General features: G+C 70.8%; 12 protein-coding genes and 1 pseudogene. 9 read left to right on the top strand and 4 right to left on the bottom strand.

The window, feature by feature from the left end; translation table 11 throughout:
* Nucleotides 1-7 precede the first annotated feature (7 nt).
* Nucleotides 8-1312 (bottom strand): MFS transporter, encoded by a 1305-nt coding sequence (locus ABD285_RS03690; RefSeq protein ID WP_344201271.1) that lies wholly within the window; start codon nt 1310-1312, stop codon nt 8-10.
* A 6-nt stretch (nt 1313-1318) separates the two neighbouring features.
* Here ABD285_RS03690 and ABD285_RS03685 point away from each other — a divergent pair, with 6 nt between their 5' ends.
* The 4 genes from ABD285_RS03685 to ABD285_RS03670 are packed head-to-tail and all read left to right on the top strand — an operon-like array spanning nt 1319 to nt 5400.
* Nucleotides 1319-2389 carry a LacI family DNA-binding transcriptional regulator gene (locus ABD285_RS03685; protein WP_284253946.1) on the top strand — a complete coding sequence of 357 codons (1071 nt, stop codon included), beginning with the start codon at nt 1319-1321 and terminating at the stop codon, nt 2387-2389.
* Between the two features lie 37 nt (nt 2390-2426).
* Nucleotides 2427-3347, top strand: a complete 921-nt coding sequence (locus ABD285_RS03680) for an ABC transporter ATP-binding protein (protein ID WP_284253945.1) — start codon at nt 2427-2429, stop codon at nt 3345-3347.
* Nucleotides 3344-4948, top strand: a complete 1605-nt coding sequence (locus tag ABD285_RS03675) for an ABC transporter permease (protein WP_344200406.1) — start codon at nt 3344-3346, stop codon at nt 4946-4948. Before ABD285_RS03680 ends, ABD285_RS03675 begins: the two co-directional genes overlap by 4 nt.
* A complete protein-coding gene (locus ABD285_RS03670) occupies nt 4945-5400 on the top strand; it encodes a GbsR/MarR family transcriptional regulator (protein WP_284253942.1) in 456 nt (151 codons plus the stop codon). Before ABD285_RS03675 ends, ABD285_RS03670 begins: the two co-directional genes overlap by 4 nt.
* 55 nt (nt 5401-5455) lie before the next feature.
* Here the strand turns inward: ABD285_RS03670 and ABD285_RS03665 are convergent, their stop codons facing one another.
* On the bottom strand, nt 5456-6433 hold the full coding sequence (locus tag ABD285_RS03665) for an SDR family oxidoreductase (RefSeq protein ID WP_344201267.1): 978 nt from the start codon (nt 6431-6433) through the stop codon (nt 5456-5458).
* A 287-nt stretch (nt 6434-6720) separates the two neighbouring features.
* Between ABD285_RS03665 and ABD285_RS03660 the strand changes: the two genes are divergently transcribed.
* From ABD285_RS03660 to ABD285_RS03640, 5 genes are all read left to right on the top strand, one after another.
* On the top strand, nt 6721-8703 hold the full coding sequence (locus tag ABD285_RS03660) for a M13 family metallopeptidase (protein WP_284253941.1): 1983 nt from the start codon (nt 6721-6723) through the stop codon (nt 8701-8703).
* Nucleotides 8704-8735: 32 nt separating this feature from the next.
* Complete coding sequence (locus ABD285_RS03655; RefSeq protein WP_344200401.1) at nt 8736-9605, top strand: serine hydrolase; 870 nt, start codon at nt 8736-8738, stop codon at nt 9603-9605.
* 178 nt (nt 9606-9783) lie between these two features.
* On the top strand, nt 9784-12057 hold the full coding sequence (locus ABD285_RS03650) for a hypothetical protein (protein ID WP_344200398.1): 2274 nt from the start codon (nt 9784-9786) through the stop codon (nt 12055-12057).
* Nucleotides 12058-12384: 327 nt separating this feature from the next.
* On the top strand, nt 12385-15357 hold the full coding sequence (locus ABD285_RS03645; protein ID WP_344200395.1) for a hypothetical protein: 2973 nt from the start codon (nt 12385-12387) through the stop codon (nt 15355-15357).
* Nucleotides 15358-15665: 308 nt separating this feature from the next.
* On the top strand, nt 15666-17888 hold the full coding sequence (locus tag ABD285_RS03640; RefSeq protein ID WP_344200392.1) for a hypothetical protein: 2223 nt from the start codon (nt 15666-15668) through the stop codon (nt 17886-17888).
* Here ABD285_RS03640 and ABD285_RS03635 read toward each other — a convergent pair.
* Nucleotides 17830-18772, bottom strand: a pseudogene (locus ABD285_RS03635) (IS481 family transposase). The gene ABD285_RS03640 and the pseudogene ABD285_RS03635 overlap by 59 nt on opposite strands.
* Before the next feature lie 96 nt (nt 18773-18868).
* The gene (locus ABD285_RS03630) at nt 18869-20095 is read right to left on the bottom strand and encodes a glutamyl-tRNA reductase (RefSeq protein ID WP_344200389.1); all 1227 of its coding nucleotides are present in this window, start codon (nt 20093-20095) and stop codon (nt 18869-18871) included.
* Nucleotides 20096-20113: the final 18 nt, after the last annotated feature.

The raw sequence follows: 20113 nt of genomic DNA, 5'->3' as shown, positions 1-20113 counted from the left end.
CGCGAGTCTAGGTTCCCGGATCGGCGTCGTCCGGCGCCCGCGGGGGTCGCGCCGCCGGGATCGCGAGGGCCGCGATCACGATGAGCCCGAACACGATCCAGAGCGCGTTGAGCACGCCGACGTGCTGACCGACGAAGCCGATGACCGGCGGCCCGACGAGGAACGCGCCGTAGGCGAGGGTCGCGACGACGCTGACCCGGGCGGCCGCCTTGGCGGGTTCGTCGCCCGCCGCCGAGATGCCCACCGGGAACCCGAGCGACGCCCCGAGGCCCCAGACGGCGATGGCGATGTAGGTGACCGCGGGCACCGGCACGAGGATCACGAGGGCGAGGCCGAGCAGTGCCGCGATCGCGGCGGCGCGCAGCGAGACGACGCGGCCGAGTCGGTTGATGAGCGGCACCCCGAGGATCCGCCCGACCGTCATCGCCGTCGCGAAGGTGCCGAAGGCGAGGGCGGCCTGACCGTCGTTGAAGTGACGGTCGTCGTGCACGCCGAGCGCGAGCCAGTCGTTCGCGGAGCCCTCGGCGAAGGCCATGCCGAGCATGACGACGCCGATGAGGAGGGTGCGCGGCTCGAGCCAGACCGACATGCGCTCGCGGAAGGTCAGGCGCGGCTCGTCCGCAGCATCCGGGTCGACGCGCGGGATGAAGCGGGTCGCGACGATCGCGCTGGCGACGATGATGGCGCCGATGACGGCGAAGTGCACGACCGGCGGGATGCCGGCGAACGCGGCGATCGATCCGAGCCCCGCGCTGATGACCCCGCCGAGACTCCACGCGGCGTGGAACCAGGGCATGATCGCCGTGCCGCTCGCGCGCTCCACGCCCGCGCCCTCGACGTTCATGCCGACATCGCAGATCGAGCTGGCCGCGCCGTAGACCAGGAGCGAGATCCACGCGACCGCGTACGATCCGAGCGCCGCGCCGAGGCCGATCCCGGCGACGCCGATGCCGCACGCCGAGAGCGTGATCGCGATCGTGCGCCGGCCGCCGAGCCAATGGACGATGTGGCTCGAGAGCAGCAGCCCGACGATGGCGCCGATCGAGGCGGCGACGATGAGCACCCCGACCTCGGCGACCGTGATGTGCAGCTCGTCGCGGATGGTGGGGGTGCGCGAGATGACGGCCGAGATGCCGAGGCCGTTGGTCGCGAAGATCGCGAAGACGGCGGTGCGCCAGGCGGTGACGCGAGGTGAGCGGGTGGTCGTCGCGGAGGCGGTCACGGCGGCGGCGGTCCTTGCGGTGGGGAGGGCGGTGTGCGAGGCGGACGAGGGGTCGAATCGTTTCGACTCGAATCGTTCCGAGTAGCGTATCCAGGCATGGAGGAGCGGGCAAGCCGTCCCACGCTCGCGGCCGTCGCGCGGCGGGCCGGCGTCGCGGCATCCACGGCCTCCCTCGTCTTCAGCGGCAGCGGACCCGTCGCCGAGGCGACGCGCGAGCGGGTGCTCACGGCAGCGCGCGAGCTCGACTACGGGGGCCCGGACCCCACCGCCCGGTCGCTGCGCCGCGGACGATCCGGGGTGATCGGCGTGGTGACCGAGGACCGCCTCGCCGAGACGTTCCGCGACCCCGTGAACGTCGCGCTCCTCGACGGCATCGGCGAGGAGCTGAGCGACGCGCGGCTGAGCCTCCTCGTGATCCCGATGGCCGGGGTCGGCGGTCCCGACCCGGGCGACGCGGCGATCGACGCCGCGATCCTCATCGGCTGCACGACCAACGTCGCCGACTCGGTCGCGTCGCTGCGGCGCCGCGGCGTGCCGTTCGTCGGCGTCGAGACCGAGCCGCTCGACGGCGTCACCGCCATCGACATCGACAACCGCGAGGCGTGCGCCGCCGCCGCGCGGCTCCTCGCGCGGCTCGGGCACCGGCGCGTGGCCGTGGTCACCCTGCCGCTCGACCCGGGTCGCCGGCGCGCCCCGCTCGACCCCGCACGGGAGGCGGCGTCGACGAGCTTCGTCGCGCGCGAGCGGCTGGCCGGGGTGCGCACCGTGTTCCCGGATGCGGGCGGCGTCTCGGCGGCATCCAGCGCGGTCGACGAGGGGATGATCGCCGGCCGCTCGCTGCTGGACGGCCCCGCCGCATCGCGCCCCACCGCCGTACTCGCGCAGAGCGATCTGCTCGCCGTCGGCATCGTGCTCGCGGCGGAGGAGCGCGGGCTGCGGGTGCCGGAGGACGTGAGCGTGGTCGGCTTCGACGGGATCGCCGTCGACGGACTGCTCTCGCGCGCCCTCACGACGCTCGCCCAGCCGGTGGAGGAGAAGGGTCGTGCGGCAGGCCGGGCGGTGCTCGCCGCGCTCCGCGGAGAACGGGCTCCCGACCGGCTGCTGCAGTGCGAGCTGCGCGTCGGATCGACGACCGGACCGGCCCCGGATGACACTAGCTTTCGCTAACTTCACAAACTTGTGAAAGAAGCGTATGGTCGCGCGCATGACCAATGCGATCGAGGCCGCCGGCCTCGTCAAGACCTTCGGCCGCACCCGAGCCCTCGACGGGCTCGACCTCTCGGTGGCCGAGGGCGAGGTGCACGGATTCCTCGGCCCGAACGGCGCCGGGAAGTCCACGACGATCCGCGTCCTGCTCGGCCTGCTCCGGGCACGCGGCGGGAGCGCCACCGTGCTCGGGCGCGATCCCTGGCGGGACGCCGTCGACATCCACCGCGACCTCGCCTACGTGCCGGGCGACGTCGCGCTCTGGCCGAACCTGTCGGGCGGCGAGAGCGTCGACCTGTTGACGCGGCTGCGCGGCGGTGCAGACCCGAAGCTGCGCGCCCGCCTGCTCGACGAGTTCGAGCTCGACCCGCGCAAGAAGGGGCGCAGCTACTCGAAGGGCAACCGGCAGAAGGTCGCGCTCGTCGCCGCGTTCGCGCGGCCCGCGAAGCTCTACATCCTCGACGAGCCGACCAGCGGGCTCGACCCCGTCATGGAGTCGGTGTTCCGGGCCCAGATCGAGCGGGTGCAGAGGGAGGGAGCGACGGTGCTGCTGTCGAGCCACATCCTGAGCGAGGTCGAGCAGCTCTGCCAGCGGGTGACGATCGTGCGCGCCGGCCGCGCCGTCGAGACCGGAACCCTCACCGAGTTGCGGCACCTGACCCGCACGAGCATCCGGGTGACCACGTCGGCGTCGCCCGACGAGCTGCGGCGGATCGAGGGCGTGCACGACCTGCAGCAGGAGGCCGGGGCGCTCGTCTTCGACGTCGACACCGACCGGCTCGACGAGGCACTCGCCGTGCTCACCCGGGCCGGCGTCAGCACGCTCACCGCGACGCCGCCCTCGCTCGAGGAGCTCTTCCTGCGGCACTACGGCGACCGGGTCGAGATCGAGCGCGAGGAGGAGGCGGCGACCCGATGATCCGCCTGCTCGCGCTGCAGCTGCGGCGCGACCGCCTGATCATGGCGGTCTGGATCCTCGGCACCGCGCTGCTCGCGTTCGGCAGCGTCGCGGCGATCGCGAAGGAGTACGGAACCCACGCCGAGCAGCAGAACGTGCTCCAGCTCGCGCTCGCGGCGCCGTCGGTGCTCGCGTTCCGCGGCACGCCGTCAGGAGCGTCGACCGGATCGATCATGTGGTTCGAGCTGTTCACCTGGCTGGCCGTCGTGATCGGGCTCATGAACACGTTCTTCGCCACGCGGCACGGCCGCGCCGACGAAGAGCTCGGCCGGCGCGAGCTGATCGGGGCGACGCCCGTGATGCGCTCGGCGCCGCTCGCCGCGACGCTCGTGTTCGGCGTGGTCGCGAACGTCGTTCTCGGCCTCCTGCTCGCGGGCGCGTTCGCCACCGGCAAGGTGGATGGCGCCGGTTCGCTCGCCGCGGGCGCGACGTTCGCGGTCACCGGCATCGCGTTCCTCGGCGTCGGCATGCTCGTGGGCGAGCTCGCCCCGACCGGCCGCGCCGCGAACGGGATCGGCGCCGCGATCGTCGTCGGCTCCTACGTCCTGCGTGCCGCCGGCGACACCGCCGGCACGCCGCACCTCGACTCCCTCACGCTCGATCCGGCGTGGCCGACGTGGGTCAACCCGATCGGCTGGGGCGAACAGGTGCTCGCCGGCACCGAGAACCGGTGGGCCCTCCTCCTGCTCGGGGTCGGCCTCGCGATCGTGGCCGTCGTCGCCGCCTTCGCGATCCACGCCCGACGCGACCTCGGGGCGAGCATCCTGCCCGACCGCCCGGGTCGCGCCACCGCGTCGCACGCCCTGGCGGGACCGTTCGGACTGGCCTGGCGGCTCCAGCGCCCCGCGCTGATCGGCTGGGGCATCGGCGGCGCCGTGCTCGGGCTCGCGACGGGATCGCTTGCGCAGGCGGCGGGTCAGATCACCCACTCGAAGGACCCGCAGGTGATCGAGACGCTCCGGCTCATGCTGCCCGGGGGTCGCACCGAGATCCTGGATCTGCTGGTCGGCGTGCTCATGCTGCTGGGCGGGTTGCTCGCGGCCGCCGCCGGCGCGCAGGGTGCGCTGCGCCTCCGACAGGAGGAGGCGGAGGGTCGCGCGGAGCTGCTGCTCGCCGGTCCCGTCCCCCGCTCGCGCGTCATGCTCGGCTCGGTGGTCGTCGCCATGGTCGCGGCGATCGTCATCATGGTCGCGGCCGGGTTCTTCGCGTGGCTGAGCTTCCTCGCATACGGCGACGGCGGTCCCGCGGCCCGGGCGTTCGGGCAGGCGCTCGTCGAGCTGCCGGCTGCCCTCGTGTTCGCCGGACTGGCGGCACTCGCGGTCGCCGTGCTGCCGCGCGCGGCAATCGCCATCGCGTGGGCCCTCTACGCGATCGGCGTCGGGATCGGGCTGCTCGGCCAGCTGCTCAAACTGCCGAAGGCCGTCATCCGGAGCAGTCCGTTCGACCACGTGCCGGCCGTGCCGTTCGACGACTGGGGGCCCACGCTGATCCTCATCGGGGTCGACGTCGTGCTCGCCGCGGCGGCGGTCGTGCTGATCCGTCGGCGAGACTTGTCGACATGACCGACCCGTTCGCGCGATTCGCGGAGAGGGTGGCGGACGCGTTCGCCACCCTCGGCTTCCCGCGGATGGCCGCGAACGTGGTCATGGCGCTCACCGTGAGCGAGGAGGGCCGGCTGACCTCGGCGCAGCTCTCCGAGCGGCTGGGGATCAGCCCAGCTGCCGTGTCGGGGGCGATCAAGTACCTGACGACGCTCGGGATGGTCGTCTCGTCGACCGTGCCCGGCACGCGCCGGCACATCTACCGGCTGCCCGATCGCCCGTGGTACGCGGCGTCGCTCGTGCGCCCGTCGGTCTACAGCGCGCTCGCCGACCTGGTCGAGCGCGAGGCGGTGCTGCTGCCCGAGTCGGAAGCCGGGGCGCGGGCCCACGAGATGGCATCGTTCCTCGCCTTCCTGCGCGACCGGATGCCGACCCTGCTCACCGAGTGGGAGGAGTCGCGGGGGCGCGGTTGACCCCTGCGGTCGTCAGCGCCGGGCCGTCCGTCCCCGGGCCCTCAGTGCCGGGCCCTCAGCTCCCGTACTTCGCGATGAGCGCGTCGAGCATCGCATCCTGCGCCGGGTCGATCCCGCCGCGCGCCGGGTCGGCGTCGTGCCAGCCGACCATCTCGGCGGCGCCGCGCCAGTACGGCGTCGTCGCCGTGTACTCCGGCACGAGCGCCTTGACCTTGCTGTTGTCGAAGAGCACCGAGTGCGCCTTGTCGCCGACGAGGCCCGGGCCCTCGTCGGGATAGTTCCGGGCGATCGCCTCGCTCGCGACGTGCACGAGCTCGGGCTCCGGGGCGCCCGCGGCGCGGGCGATGATCTGGAAGATCTGGTTCCAGGTGAGCGCCTCGTCGCCCGTGATGTGGAACGCCTCGCCGAGGGCGCGACGGTTGCCGAGCAGCCCGACGAGCGCGACGGCGAGGTCGCGCGAGTGCGTGAGGTGCCAGAGGCTCGTGCCGTCGCCCTGGACCACGACGGGCTTGCCGGCGCGCATGCGCTCGATCGCGGTCCAGCGGCCGAAGATCGGCACGGAGTTGCGCGTGTAGGTGTGCGAGGGCCGGATGATCGTCATCGGGAACCCGGAGTCGCGGTACGCGGCGACCAGCAGGTCCTCGCACGCGATCTTCTCGCGCGAGTACTGCCAGAACGGGTTGCGCAGCGGCGTCGACTCGGTGATCGGCAGGCGCTCGACCGGCTTCTGGTACGCCGATGCCGACGAGATGAAGACGTATTGCCCGGTCCGCCCGCGGAACGTCTCGATGTCGGCCGCGACCTGGTCGGTGTGGAACGCGCGGAAGTTCACGACGACGTCGAACTCGCGGTCGCCCACGGCATCCCGGATCGACGCCGGATCGCCGGCGTCGCCGCGCAGCTCCTTCACGCCGTCGAGCTCCGGGGGCACCGGTGTCGTGCCGCGGTTCACGATCGTGAGGTCGTGCCCGCGGGCCAGCGCGAGCGCGCTCACCGAGGTGCTGATGGTGCCGGTTCCGCCGATGAAGAGCATGCGCAGAGTCACGATTTCGAGGCTAGTCCTGCGCGCGCGGCCCCGACGCTCCCGTCCACGCGACGCTCCCCGTCGACGCGACGCTCCCCGTCGACGCAACGCCCCCCCCGTCAAACGCAACGCCCCCCGTCAAACGCGATGCTCCCCGTCAACCCGACGCTCCCCGTCAACCCGACGCTCCCCGTCAAAACTTCAGGAGCCCGGCGGCGTGTTCGCCGTCGCGGGCACCGGATCGCCGTGGCCCTCCTGAAGGTTTGACGACGACGCGTCGTTCTAGGCTCGTGCGCATGACCGACGCGACCGCATCCGGCATCGAGACGACATCCGGGATCGAGACCGACGAGCTCGACCCCGCGATCCGCCCCCAGGACGACCTCTTCCGCCATGTCAACGGACGCTGGATCGACCGCACCGAGATCCCGGCGGACAAGGCGCGGTACGGCTCCTTCTACATCCTCGCCGAGCAGGCCGAGCGGGCCGTGCGCGAGATCGTCGAGCGGTCGCAGGATGCGGAGCCCGGCACCGAGGCGCGCAAGATCGGCGACCTCTACGCGAGCTTCATGGACGAGGAGCGCATCGAGGAGCGCGGATGGTCGGCGATCGCGGGCGACCTCGCGCAGGCCGACGCCGTGCACGACATCCCGAGCCTGCTGACGGCGCTCGGCGCGCTCGAGCGCAAGGGGGTCAGCGGATTCTTCCAGGCGTTCGTCGACAACGATCCCGGCGATCCGGAGCGCTACCTCGTCTTCCTCGAGCAGGCCGGCCTCGGGCTGCCGGACGAGAGCTACTACCGCGAGGAGACCTTCGCCGAGATCCGTGCGAAGTACCTCGCGTTCCTCGGCCGGATGTTCGCGCTCGCCGGCGTCGAGGCCGACGCGCAGGGAGTCTTCGACCTCGAGACCGAGCTCGCGAGACAGCACTGGGACAACGTGCGCTCGCGCGACAGCCAGGCGACGTACAACCCGATGCCGTGGGCGAAGCTGCTCGAGCTCGGCCCGGTCGCTGCCGGGGGCGCCGACCTGACCACCTGGCGGGATGCCATGGGCGTGCCCGCCGGATCGCTCGACGAGGTCGTCGTGCGCCAGCCGAGCTTCGTGACCGGCCTCGGCGCGCTGCTCGACGACGCGCACCTGCCGGCCTGGCGCGACTGGTTGCGTTGGCAGGTCATCCGGTCGTCGGCGCCCTACCTGCACCGCGAGGTCGTGCAGGCGAATTTCGACTTCTACGGCACGACCCTCACCGGTGCGCCGCAGCTGCGCGACAGGTGGAAGCGCGGCGTCTCGATCACCGAGGGGGCGCTCGGCGAGGCGGTCGGCCGCATCTACGTCGACGAGCACTTCGCCCCGAGCGCCAAGACGGCGATGGACGCGCTCGTCGAGCGGCTCGTCGACGCCTACCGCGACTCGATCACGGGCCTCGAGTGGATGACCGAGCAGACCCGGCAGCGCGCGCTCGACAAGCTCGGCAAGTTCACGCCGAAGATCGGGTACCCCGACCGGTGGCGCGACTACTCGTCGCTGCAGATCACGCCCGACGACCTCATCGCCAACATGCGCGCCTCGACCGAGTTCGAGTTCCAGCGCGAGCTCGGCAAGATCGGCCGGCCGATCGACCGCGACGAGTGGTTCATGACCCCGCAGACGATCAACGCGTACTACAACCCGGGGTTCAACGAGATCGTGTTCCCGGCCGCGATCCTGCAGCTGCCCTTCTTCGACGAGAACCGGGATGCCGCCGCCAACTTCGGCGCGATCGGTGCGGTGATCGGCCACGAGATCGGCCACGGGTTCGACGACCAGGGCTCGCAGTACGACGGCGACGGCCGCCTCACCAACTGGTGGACCGACGACGACCGCGCCGCCTTCGAGCAGCGCACCAAGGCGCTCATCGCGCAGTACGACGCGCTCGAGCCCCGGCAGCTGCCGGGCCATCACGTCAACGGCGCGCTCACGATCGGCGAGAACATCGGCGACCTCGGGGGCTTGAGCATCGCGTGGAAGGCGTACCTGCTGTCCCTCGACGGGGCCGAGCCGCCGGTCATCGACGGGCTCACCGCCGCCGAGCGCTTCTTCCTGAGCTGGGCGCAGGCCTGGCGGGCGAAGCTGCGCGACGAGGAGGCCCTGCGGCTGCTGTCGATCGACCCGCACTCGCCGACCGAGTTCCGGTGCAACCAGATCGTCCGTAACATCGACGTGTTCCACGCGACGTTCGGCACGACGGCCGACGACGCCCTCTGGCTTGACCCGGAAGACAGAGTGACCATTTGGTAGACGTCTCGACCGCTGGTGAGCGAAGTCAGCGCGTGCGCACCCCCCGCACGCCCCGTCATCGCGCCGGATCCACGGTCGAGAACTTCAGCTCCAGCTTCACGGCGCTCGGCGGTCTCGCGTACGAGGGCGCGCGGGTGTCGGCCTCGGTCTCCGATCTCGACACCGGGCGCAGCCTGCTCGCGATCGACGAGCGGATCGTGCTGCCCACGGCATCCATCGGCAAGATCCTGCTGCTCATCGAGGTGTCGGCCCGGTTGAGCGAGCGCGAGGCATCCGCGTACGGGATCCTCGACAAGACCGCTCGGGATGCCGTGGGCCGGTCGGGCCTGTGGCAGCACCTGCAGGCGCCCGCCCTTCCGGTCGCCGACCTCGCCACCCTCGTGGGCGCGACCAGCGACAATCTCGCCACCAACGTGCTGCTGCGCCAGGTCGGTCTGCAGGCCGTGCGGGAGCGCACCGAGTCGCTCGGACTGCTGCGCACCGCGCTGCTCGACCTCGTGCGCGACACCCGCGGCCCCGACGACGCCCCGCAGCTCTCGGTGGGTTCGACCGCGGAGCTCGCCTGGCTGTTCGGCGCCCTCGCACGCGGCGAGGTGGTCGACAGCCTCACCTCCAGCCGCGTGCTCGGCTGGCTCTCGCTCGGCTCGGACCTCTCGATGGTCGCGAGCGCCTTCGGCCTCGATCCGCTCGCGCACCGCGGCACCGACCACGGCATCCTGCTCGTCAACAAGACGGGCACGGATGCCGGCGTGCGCAGCGAGGCCGGCGTGGTGCGCGGACCGCGGGCGGCGGTCGCGTACGCGGTGTCGGTGCAGTTCCGCGACCACGGCATCGCCGCGCGTCTGCGGGTGCGCGATGCGCTGCACACCGTCGGGCTCGACCTGCTGGAGTACCTGCACTGAGACGTGCCCCGGAAAAGTGGGAGTTGTCCTCACAAGTGCCGACTCGCTAGATTCAGCATCACCCGATGCGCGTTCCCCCGATGCGCACCACCGGGACGCCCCCCACGTCCCGTGTCCCCCCGCCGTTCCCGCGTACCCGCGCGGCATCGACGCCTCTCCGCTAGGACATCCCCTGCCCATGTTGAAGAAGATCCTTGCCGGGATCGCCGCGGTCGCCCTGGGCGCCGGCATCTCGGTCGCCGCGGCCGCCACCGCGGCCCACGCCACCGAGCCCACGCAGTGCGTGGTCGGCACGACGCACGTCGACGAGGTGTCGCACCAGGAGTACCGGTACGACCAGGTCGTTCCGGCGAAGGCCGAGACGTTCCACACCGAGTACCGGTTCCACACCCGGGTGCACCGACCCGACAACACGGTGGAGCGCAAGTTCGTCAAGGGGTACGACTTCGTCGACGGCGGCACGGTGACCTTCCGCGACCAGAACAACCACTCGCAGACCGTCTCCGGGCACTGGGTGAAGTCGGACGGCTGGCACCAGATCCCCGACAGCGTGATCAACGCGTACTGGGGCGCCGGCGGCATCACGCAGAGCCTCCTGGGAGGCTCGGAGGATCACCCGAAGGGCATGGTGCCCTTGAGCGTGTACGGCGGCCCGAACGTCTCGGTGTCGTACTACGCGAGCGAGGAGACGATCACCGGCGGATACACCGACTACGGTCCGTGGTCCGACTGGTCGACGACCAACCCCGGGGCGTCGACCGACACCATGGAGGTCCAGTCCGAGCAGGTCTCGAACCACGACGGCACGACCGAGTACACGCTCTACTACGTGCACGGCCACTCGCCGAGCACCGACGTCGACGCGGCCACCTGGGAGACGGCCGCACCCGGCGCGCCGTGGGCCCAGTTCGACGAGCGCAAGGTCGTCGACACCGCCGCGCACGACACCGACAAGTACGCCGACTGCGTGCAGCCCTGCTCCGCGTTCGGCACCATCACAACGATGGCGAACCCGGATGGCACCCTCCCGTCGACGTGGAACACGTCCGACACCCGCAGCAAGGGCAGCAACACCGTGACGGGCGGCGTGCTGAACGTCGCGACGCAGGACAGCTCCGGGGAGTCGAAGGCCGCCGCGTACTACGCGGTCGACATCCCGCTCGCGAGCATCGGCAGCCCGCACCTGAACTACGCGTCGACGCCGGCCGGCGTGCTGCCGGGCTTCCAGCTCGTGCTCGACGACGGCCGCATCCTGGTCGGCGAGCCGGGGGCCTACGGCGACCGCTGGTGGTCGAAGCCCGCGATCTCGGGCGTGCCCGCCGCCGACGGCTATCCGGCCAGCGCGAACCTGAACGTCTGGCTCGCCGCCCTGCCGACCGCGCACGTGAAGTCCATCGGATACAGCCTCGGCTCGGGCGTGCAGGGCACGGCTGCGATCTCCTCGCTCTCGCTGACCAGCGACAACTCGGCGTGCGTCCTCGACTTCAAGGACTACGTCACCGCCCTGTGCGTCTCGCAGGGGAACACCTGGTCCCAGGAGGCCGGTGACATCGCCCCGACGGCGATCCCCGCCGGCATGCTGTTCGCCGGTCCGAACACCGCGGCGGTGGACTACTACCACCCGGTGAGCGGCAATCTCGAGGGCGTCGTCGGCTCGTCGTACACGATCGCCGAAGCCAGCGGCTATCAGGCCGCACTGGTCTACGAGGTGAACCCCGATGCGGTGCTCAACACGGGCGGCCCCGTGGTCCACTATGCGACCATCTCGATCGAGCCCTACATGAACGGCTGGGCCCAGGGACAGACCGGCACCTTCACGGTGACGCACTCGACGCTCGTCTGGACCAGCAAGATCACCAGCGGGCCCGGATCGCAGTCGCAGCCGGTCTCGATCGACGCGATGACCGCGCTCATGCCCGGCAACACCCTGCTCTCGCAGGGCCTGCACCTGGGCACGAACTCGACCGCGGAGCAGAGCACCGTCGTGAGTGCGGTCACCGGCTGCGGCTCGTTCCCGCTCACCGATCTCGGCACCCTGGCCGACTTCCCGACGAACCTCACGTGGAGCGACCCGGTGTGCACGCAGGGCACGGTGACGGGCGGTTCCTTCACCGTGGGCATGGTGGACGGCGTCTCGTTCTTCACCGGCCAGGTGGATTACTTCCTGGACGGTTCGACGACCCCCCTCACGCAGCAGACGGTCACGGTCGCACCCGGTCACCACACGGTGACCGCGGCGCCGCACGACCCGAGGGACGGTCTGGATGGTGAGTCGTCCTGGTCGTTCGACATCGCGCCGCCCGGGCTGTGCCCGACCGACCTGAAGACGCTCGCCATCACCGGCACGACGTCGCCGGCGCCGTGGATCGCGGCGGGCGTGCTCCTCTTCGGCGCCGGGATGGCGCTCACCGTGGCGCCCGCGCTGCGCCGGCGGACGCGAGGTCGGCACTAGAGCCACAGCACCAGCGGGAAACAAGGCGTCTACCCCCCCCCTTCCTGGGGTAGACGCCTTGTCCGCAGAAAGGGGGACACGCTAGCTTTCGATCGACTGCCAGAACGTTCCGTCCCCCGCGGAACGCTCGCCCCCCGACCCGGCAGTCACGAGGTGATACCCACATCAGCTGATCCGCCCCCACGAGATCGGCTCGAGCGCCACCCCCGAAGAGCGCGCTCGAGGCCTGCTTGCCCCTTCACCGGCCACCCCTGTGCCGGCATGACAGTTCCGCCTGTTCCCCCCTTGCGCACGCCTGCGTGCGCCCTCTCAGCAAAGGGATCCCCCATGTTGAAGAAATTCCTGGCTGGTGCGACGACAGCGTTGCTCGCACTCGGCCTGGTGTCGCTGGTGGCCGCTCCGGCCTCCGCGCACACCGGTGACCTCGACGTCACCGCCGTCTGTAACACCCAGACCCACCAGTACGACTTCACCGCGAAGCTCAAGATCGCGCAGACGTCGCTGAACGGCTCGACCCACTACAAGGTCGGCACCTCGACGTTCGACCACACGCCGAAGCAGTCGGACCCGACGTTCTCGGGTGCCGCGATCGTCTCGACGAACAACCCGAGCACGATCACGCTGACGACCTTCTCCCTGCCGGGAAGCACCACCGGATACGGCCCCTGGGTCTACGCGCAGACGACCTTCACCGACAACTACTTCGTCGGTTCGGACGGTCAGCTGCTGCAGCCGCTCGACGGCACCTGCGGCGACGACACGACCAAGAAGATCACCATCTGCCATGCCACGGCGAGCGGGAGCAACCCGTGGGTCAAGCAGACCCCGAACGTGAGCTCGATCATCCAGGGGCTGGGTGGCCACGGGTCGTCCGGCGTGAACGTGGACGACATCATCCCGCCCTTCGACTACACCCAGAACGGCGTCGTGAAGCACTACGACGGCAACAACTGGAGCGCGGGTGGCCAGCAGATCTGGAACAACGACTGCACGCAGCCCGGCGCGCCCCGGGGCCCGACCTACACCGAAGCCGTGTGCACGGCGACCGGTCAGACCGGTGACGCCACCGTGACGATCCCCTCGGGCGTCACGGGCGCGCAGTACTGGATCAAGTCGAGCAACACCGGCAACACCTACGCGACCATCGCGCAAGGAACCACGGCCTCCTTCCCGGCCGGTACCACCGTGCGCGTCAAGGTGACGCCGCTTTCCGGCTACGAACTGTCGATCAAGCCGGTCGAGTTCGCTTCGCACCCCTTCACGAATGTGGCCAGCAAGTGCGTTCAGCCGGTGCAGCCCACGGTCGTTCAGTCGACGTGCACCGCCCCCGGTGAGCACGGTGTTCCGAGCTACACGATCATCGCGACCGACCACGTCACCTACAAGGTGGGGAACTCGACCGTCTCCGGCACCAAGCTCGTCTACGGCGCACTGCCGAAGACGGTGACCGTCACCGCGGTGGTCTCCTACGGCTACATCCTCGTCGGACCGTCGTCGTTCACCCTCACCTTCGCCGACCCCGGCGACTGCCTCCAGGACGTCTCGGTGACCGTGGGCTTCGAGAACGCGATCTGCACGGCTCCGAGCACCTCGACCGACGCGACCTACACGCTGCCGGATGTCAAGGGCGTCTCGTACTCCGTGACGATCAACGGCGTCGCGGCTGACAGCTCGGTGGGCACGCATGTGGTGGTCCCGAAGAACGCCTCGATCGTCGTGGACGTGACCGCCGACCCGGGCTACCGCCTGACGTCGCCGGGCCACAACACGTGGAGCTACACCGATCCGGGTGCCTGCCTCGTGGATGCCGGCGTGAGCACCGTGCCGACCTTCTCGCAGACGGCCTGCAACGTGTACGTGCCCGGCGGCATCACCCCCGCGGCCTACACGCTCTACGCCGCCGACCACATCTCGTATGAGGTCAGCACCGACAACGTGACGTTCGCGCCGAAGGCCGTCGGCACCTGGAACCTCGACCCGGGCCAGCACGTCTGGATCCACGCCCTGGCGGATCCCGGCTACATCCTGGTCGGGCCCGGAGAGTGGGACTTCACGTCCGCCGATCTCGGTGTCACGTGCGACTACGACGCGACTCCGGCGACCCCCGCCTGGGTCGACGCCGTCTGCCACGATGCGCGTCCCGGTCACACCCACGCGACCTACACGGTCATCGCGGCGGAGGGCGTTCACTACAAGGTGAGCACCGACCTCGGCGCGACCTGGACGGACGCCACTCCCGGCGTCGTCGTGAAGGTCGCTCCGGATGCGGTGGTGTGGGTCCAGCCGATCGCCGACCCCGGCTACCAGTTGACCGACTCGAGCATCCTGAAGCACGAGTTCGTCGACCCCGGCAACTGCGAGCTGACGATCGACTACGTGCAGCCCACCGCCACCGACGCGACCTGCACCGAGGGTGACGTGACGCCGGGCAGCTACACGCTGGCCGACGTCGAGCACGTCACCTACAACGTGCGCGTCAACGGCGTGCTCACGAAGAACGTCGCTCCCGGCACCTACACCGCGGACAACGGCGACCACGTCGTCGTGACCACGGTGGCCGACAAGGGCTGGAACTTCGGCGACGCCGGACGCACCGTGAAGTGGATCTTCGACTTCGTGTCCGACGGTCTGTGCGCGGTGAGCCCTGTCGAGGCGACGGTCACCGATCAGATCTGCACGGTGGGTGAGTTCAAGCAGGGCGTCTACACCGACGGCGTCGTCACCATCCCGAGCACGACGGGCGTGCAGTACACGCTCGACGGGGAGGACGTCGACGCCGGCCCGCACTCGGTCACGCCCGGCGATCACATCGTCGCCGCGATCGCGCTGGAGAACTACAAGCTGGCGGACTACACCGGCCCGTGGACCCTCACGAGCAAGCTGGCGCCGGTGTGCGGCGACCTCCCGTCGCACCCGATCGTGCTGCCGGAGATCGGTGACCCGCAGGGGTGCGCCGCGACCGCCACCTTCACCCTCGGCAACAACCTGGACGTCGCGGACGCCGTGATCTGGACGATCGACGGCCAGCCCGCGAACGCCGGGTCGCACTCCATCGCGGTCGGCACCTCGGTGCACGTCCACGCGGAGCCGAACGGGCCGGTCTTCGGGTTCACCGAAGACCAGCAGAAGGACTGGACCGTGGCCTTCACCAACGCCGCCACCTGCGGTGACCTGAAGACCCTCGCCCTCACGGGAGGTTCTCTGCCCACCGGCCTGATCGGCGGCGGGGCCCTCCTGCTGGTGGCCGGGCTGTCGTTGCTCTCGGTGCAGATGCTGCGCCGGCGCCGCGACCAGGTGTAGTCACCGAAAAGCCGGATGCCCCGTCCCGGGCGCTGAGAACCGGGGCGGGGCATCCATCTGTCCGCGCGCGAGCGCCGGATGAATCACCCGGCGTTAACCCCCCGCGCGAGTTGTCCCCCCTTTGAGGGACCTGCTACGTTCGTGAGTGCTGCTCGTACCATGTCCTCCGCATGGTGGGAGCCATCCCCCGTATCCCCGTCCCCCCTCGGCCGTCCCCCTGTGCCGTGAACCCCTGTGCGCCGACGCGCGCGGGCAGGCCCTTCCCGGGCCGCTCACCTCTCTCCCTCTCAGCAAGGAACCACCCCTCGATGTTCAAGAAGCTCATCGCTGCGGGCGCGACCCTCGCGGTCGCCCTCGGAATCGTCGCCCTCGCGACGGTCCCGGCGCAGGCGCACGATCACTCCGTCAACGCCACCTGTTCCGGCCTCACGGTCAATCTGACGAACTACGCCGACGACAGCCAGCCCGGTCATAAGAACTCCGTCGTCGTGACCATCAACGACGCGCCGGTCGCCAGCAACCCCGACTTCGGCTCGAGCTTCCACCTCTCGAAGACGTGGGACGACACGCGGGACAACACCTACCGCGTCGTCGTGAAGGCCTGGGACAGCGATGCGTACTCGTTCGACACGGGAACGCTGACCCAGAAGGCCTGCGAGAAGCCGAGCGCGACGCTCGGAGCGGTCACGCCGCACCAGGCCGCGTGCGACGCGCAGCACCCCGGAGCGACGACGAGCGCATCGTTCGTCATCATCGGCGGCGACCACGTGACCTACAGCTACACGCTCAACGGCGGCTCCGCGCAGGCTGCGACCGTCGGCAGCTCCGTGCCGGTGGATGTGAGCGGCGGCTCCGTCGCGGTCGTCATCACCCCGACGGCCACGAGCGGATACAAGCTCCCGTCGTACGACGCGACCGCATGGTCGTTCACCCTCGCCGCGGTCGCCGGTGACTGCCTGAGCCACATCACCGTGAGCGGCACCCCGACCGTCACGGAGGCCGTCTGCGACGCGGTCGGCACCGCCGGCACGGGCGCCGTGAGCTTCCCCGCCCTTCCGGCGGGAGCCAAGTGGCAATACAGCACCGACTCGTCGACCGGCCCCTGGAACGACGCATCGAGCACGCTCAGGGGCCTCGCGGCCGGCAGCACCGTCTGGGCGCGGATCACCGTCACCGGCTCCGGGTACGTCATCACCAACCCGGGCGCGACCGGGCCCTTCACGCTGACCCTGAAGGTGCTGCACGGCTCCGACTGCGTGACCCCGCCGGCGCACCTCACCCAGACGCAGGCCGTCTGCGACGCGCAGAACCCGGGCCAGGTCCCGGAGGCCTCGTACACCGTCCCCGCGACGACCGGCGTCGTCTACAAGGACGCCTCGGGCAGCGTGCTCACGGGTAAGCAGGTCGCCCAGCCGGGAACGACCGTGAAGGTCTTCGCCACACCGGATGCCGCGAAGGGCTACCAGTTCCCGACCGGCACGAGCAATCCGACGGTCTACACCCTGCACTTCGACACGCTCTCGAGCGATGGCTGCGTGCTGAGCGCCGTGCACGGCGTGCCCACCTTCGAGGACTCGCGATGCGAACTGCCGACCCATCCGGGTCAGATCTTCAGCGGCGACTACATCCTCCCGGCGGCGACCGGCGTGGTCTACCAGGTGTCCCTGAACGGTGCGAAGCCCATCACGACCGACGCGGGCACCTATTCGACCGAGCCGGGTGACGTCGTGGTGGTGACCGAGACCGCGCAGCAGGGCTTCTCGCTCGACGCGGGCTACCCGGCTGAGGGCTACGCGCACACGTTCGGACCGGATGCGGGCTCCTGCCTGCTGGCCGTGGCCGCGGTGGCGCAGGGCGACCCGCAGACCTGCACCACCGACGCGGACGGCTTCGCGGTCGTCAGGGACGGTGCCATCGTCGTCACGGTGGAGCCGCACGTGGTCGGCTACACGATCAACGGCACGCCGGTCGACATGACGAAGGCGGTCAACGGCACGGTCACCGTGCCCGAGCAGCCCGGCAGCTACCTCGTGGCGGTGCAGACGGAGACCGGGTACGCGGTGGTCGACTTCCCGATCACGGTCGTGGTCGACGCGGTCGACGCCGACGCCCTGAAGGTGTGCGGGCCCCTGCCGTCGCATGCGCTCGTGACGCCGACGTTCCGCGACCAGCAGGCCGGCTGCTTCACCTCGGCGAGCTTCACGCTCGGTGAGCTGAACGGCGACACCGAGGACGTCATCTGGACCGTGAACGGCTCGACCGTCGCCGCGGGCACGTACCCGGCGAAGGTGGGCACCACCTACACCGCGGTCGCTGCGGCGACGAAGGGCAACGGCATCGACCCGAGCGTGACGACGACGACGTTCACCTTCACGCCGACGGCGAGCTCCAGCCCGTGCGACCTCAAGACGCTCGCGCTGACCGGGACGGGCAACCCGACCGGGTGGATCGGCCTCGGTTACCTCCTGCTGATCATCGGACTCGCGCTCGCCGCCGTGCCGCTGATCCGCCGTCGCCGCACGGCGGAGTGATAACCGACTGAACGGCGGCGCCCCGCCGGCCCTGTGTGCTGAGACACAGGCCGGCGGGGCGTCGCCTCGTGCGGACTCCGCATCGAGACCGGTGGTCCGGCCCGTTGGTTTGCGGTCGATAAGGGCGTGTCCGGCGATGTTTGATGCCGCCGAGCGCGGCAGCGAAGGCTCTGGACCGGTAGCAAGAGCCGTTGTCGGTCATCACTGCCTGGACGCGGATGCCGGCGGCGGCGAAGAAAGCGGCGGCTCGGATCCAGAAGCCGGCCGCTGTTTCTTTGCGTTCGTCGGTGTGGATCTCGGAGTAGGCCAGCCGGGAGTGGTCATCGACCGCGTGATGCAAGAACGAATAGCCGCGACCCCCTCGACCGTGCCCGTCGTTGTGTCGTCTGCCCTGCTGTCGACCGACGACTCGATGGCCGCCGCCGTCGGGGATGCGGCCGAGCTTCTTGATATCGACATGGACCAGCTCGCCGGGTGCGACCTTCTCATAGCGAATCAGACGCGGCCTGCGGACCGGGAGCCCTGTCGCCTGGTCGAGGTGCTGCAGCAGCGGCATCCGATAGCGCTCGAGCACCCGCCCGACCGTCGACCGGGGAAACACCGAGGTGATAGCCGATCCGGTGCGGACCCCACCGGCGCGTGAACCGCAACGCGATGATCCTGCGCTCTAAACGCATCGGACAGCGACCAGGCGACCGCAGCGGACGGGAACTGCGGTCCGTCATCGGCAACTGCCGTCGATAGCGACCCGCCCATTTCGACGCGGTCGCCGGCGAGCATTGGAACCGCTCCGCAGCACGCCGAGCCGACCATCCCTGCTCGACGATCAACCGAGCAAGCCGCAGCCTGCCCTCCGGCGTGAACGGCGCATTAGCGTGAGTCACGAAGGCCTCCGTTGTGGGACGTGAGTGTGGTAACCCACATCCTCCGCGGAGGCCTTCGCTCACGTCACGCGATCACAACGTCCCGAGGAACTACACCTAGGCGGTCGCGTCGCGCTGGTCGCCGAGGCGGTCTTCGGCCTCCACCCGGATGTCGAAGATCGCCTCGAGACCGGCCTCGAACTCGGCCGCGCGGCCGGATGCTGCGAGCTCCCGGGCGCGCACCGAGGGGCCGTGCACGAGCACACCGGTCAGGTGGCGCATCGCCGTCAGGGTCGCCTCGTCGGCACCGTGCGCCCGGGCGCGCTCGAGCTCGGCGCCGAGCACGCCGAGCACGTGCCGGCGGAACGCGACGATGCCGGGCGCCGCGGCGCGCTCGGCCGCGTATTCGGCGACCGCGTCGTCGACGATGCGGTGGGCGTCGCCACCCAGCTCGGGCAGCGGGGCGTGCAGGGCCAGCAGCTCGAGATCGAGCAGCTCCACCCCCGGCACCCGCGCAACGGCCGGGTCGACATTGCGCGGCAGGCCCAGGTCGATGATGAGGCGCTCGCGTTCGTCGGGCACGTGCTCCGGCAGCACGGTGTAGCGCGCGGTGCAGGTGATGACGAGATCCGCACCGCCGATCGCGGTCGGCAGGTCGTGCTCGGCGCGCACGCCGAAGCGGGTCGCGAAACCGTCGGCGCGGCCCGTCGCCGAGAACACCCGGATGTCGGTCGCCCCCCGGGCGCGCAGCCCGGCGATCGTCGTCGCCGCGTACTGGCCGGTGCCCACGACGAGCACCGCGGCGGCAGACCAGTCCGCGATCCGGCTCGACGCGAGGTCGAGGGCGAGGCGGGCGATGGAGCGGCCGGCGCCGCCGAGATCGACGGCCGAGCGCACGGTGCGCGACGTGCGGGCGGCGCGCTGGAAGGCGGCATCCAGGTGCGCGCTCACGGTGCCGTCGGCGCGCGCGGCGGCGAGGGCGCGCTGCACCTGGCCGCTGATCTCGTCCTCGCCGACGACCATCGACTCGAGACCCGCGGCGACCGCGAAGAGGTGCTGCAGGGCGGCGTCGCCCTCGAGAACGCGCGCGGTCGCACGGACGGCCCGCGCGTCGTCGCCCGTCGCGTCGCCGAGCGCGTCGAACACCGCGTCGGCCGCCGACGGCACGGCATCCGGCTCCACCTCGAGGTAGGCCTCGAAGCGATTGCAGGTGGCGAGCACGATCGCCCCCCGGATCCCGGGGCGGCCGGTCAGCTCTCGCGCGGTGCGCTCGGTGCGCCGAGACACCCGGTCGAGCACGTCGAACTCGGTGTCGCGGTGACTCGCGGTCACGCAGAACAACACGTCCCCCAGGGTAAACCT

The organism is Pseudolysinimonas kribbensis, assembly GCF_039531715.1.
GTDB lineage: Bacteria > Actinomycetota > Actinomycetes > Actinomycetales > Microbacteriaceae > Pseudolysinimonas > Pseudolysinimonas kribbensis.
This window is presented reverse-complemented; position numbering and strand designations above follow the sequence as displayed.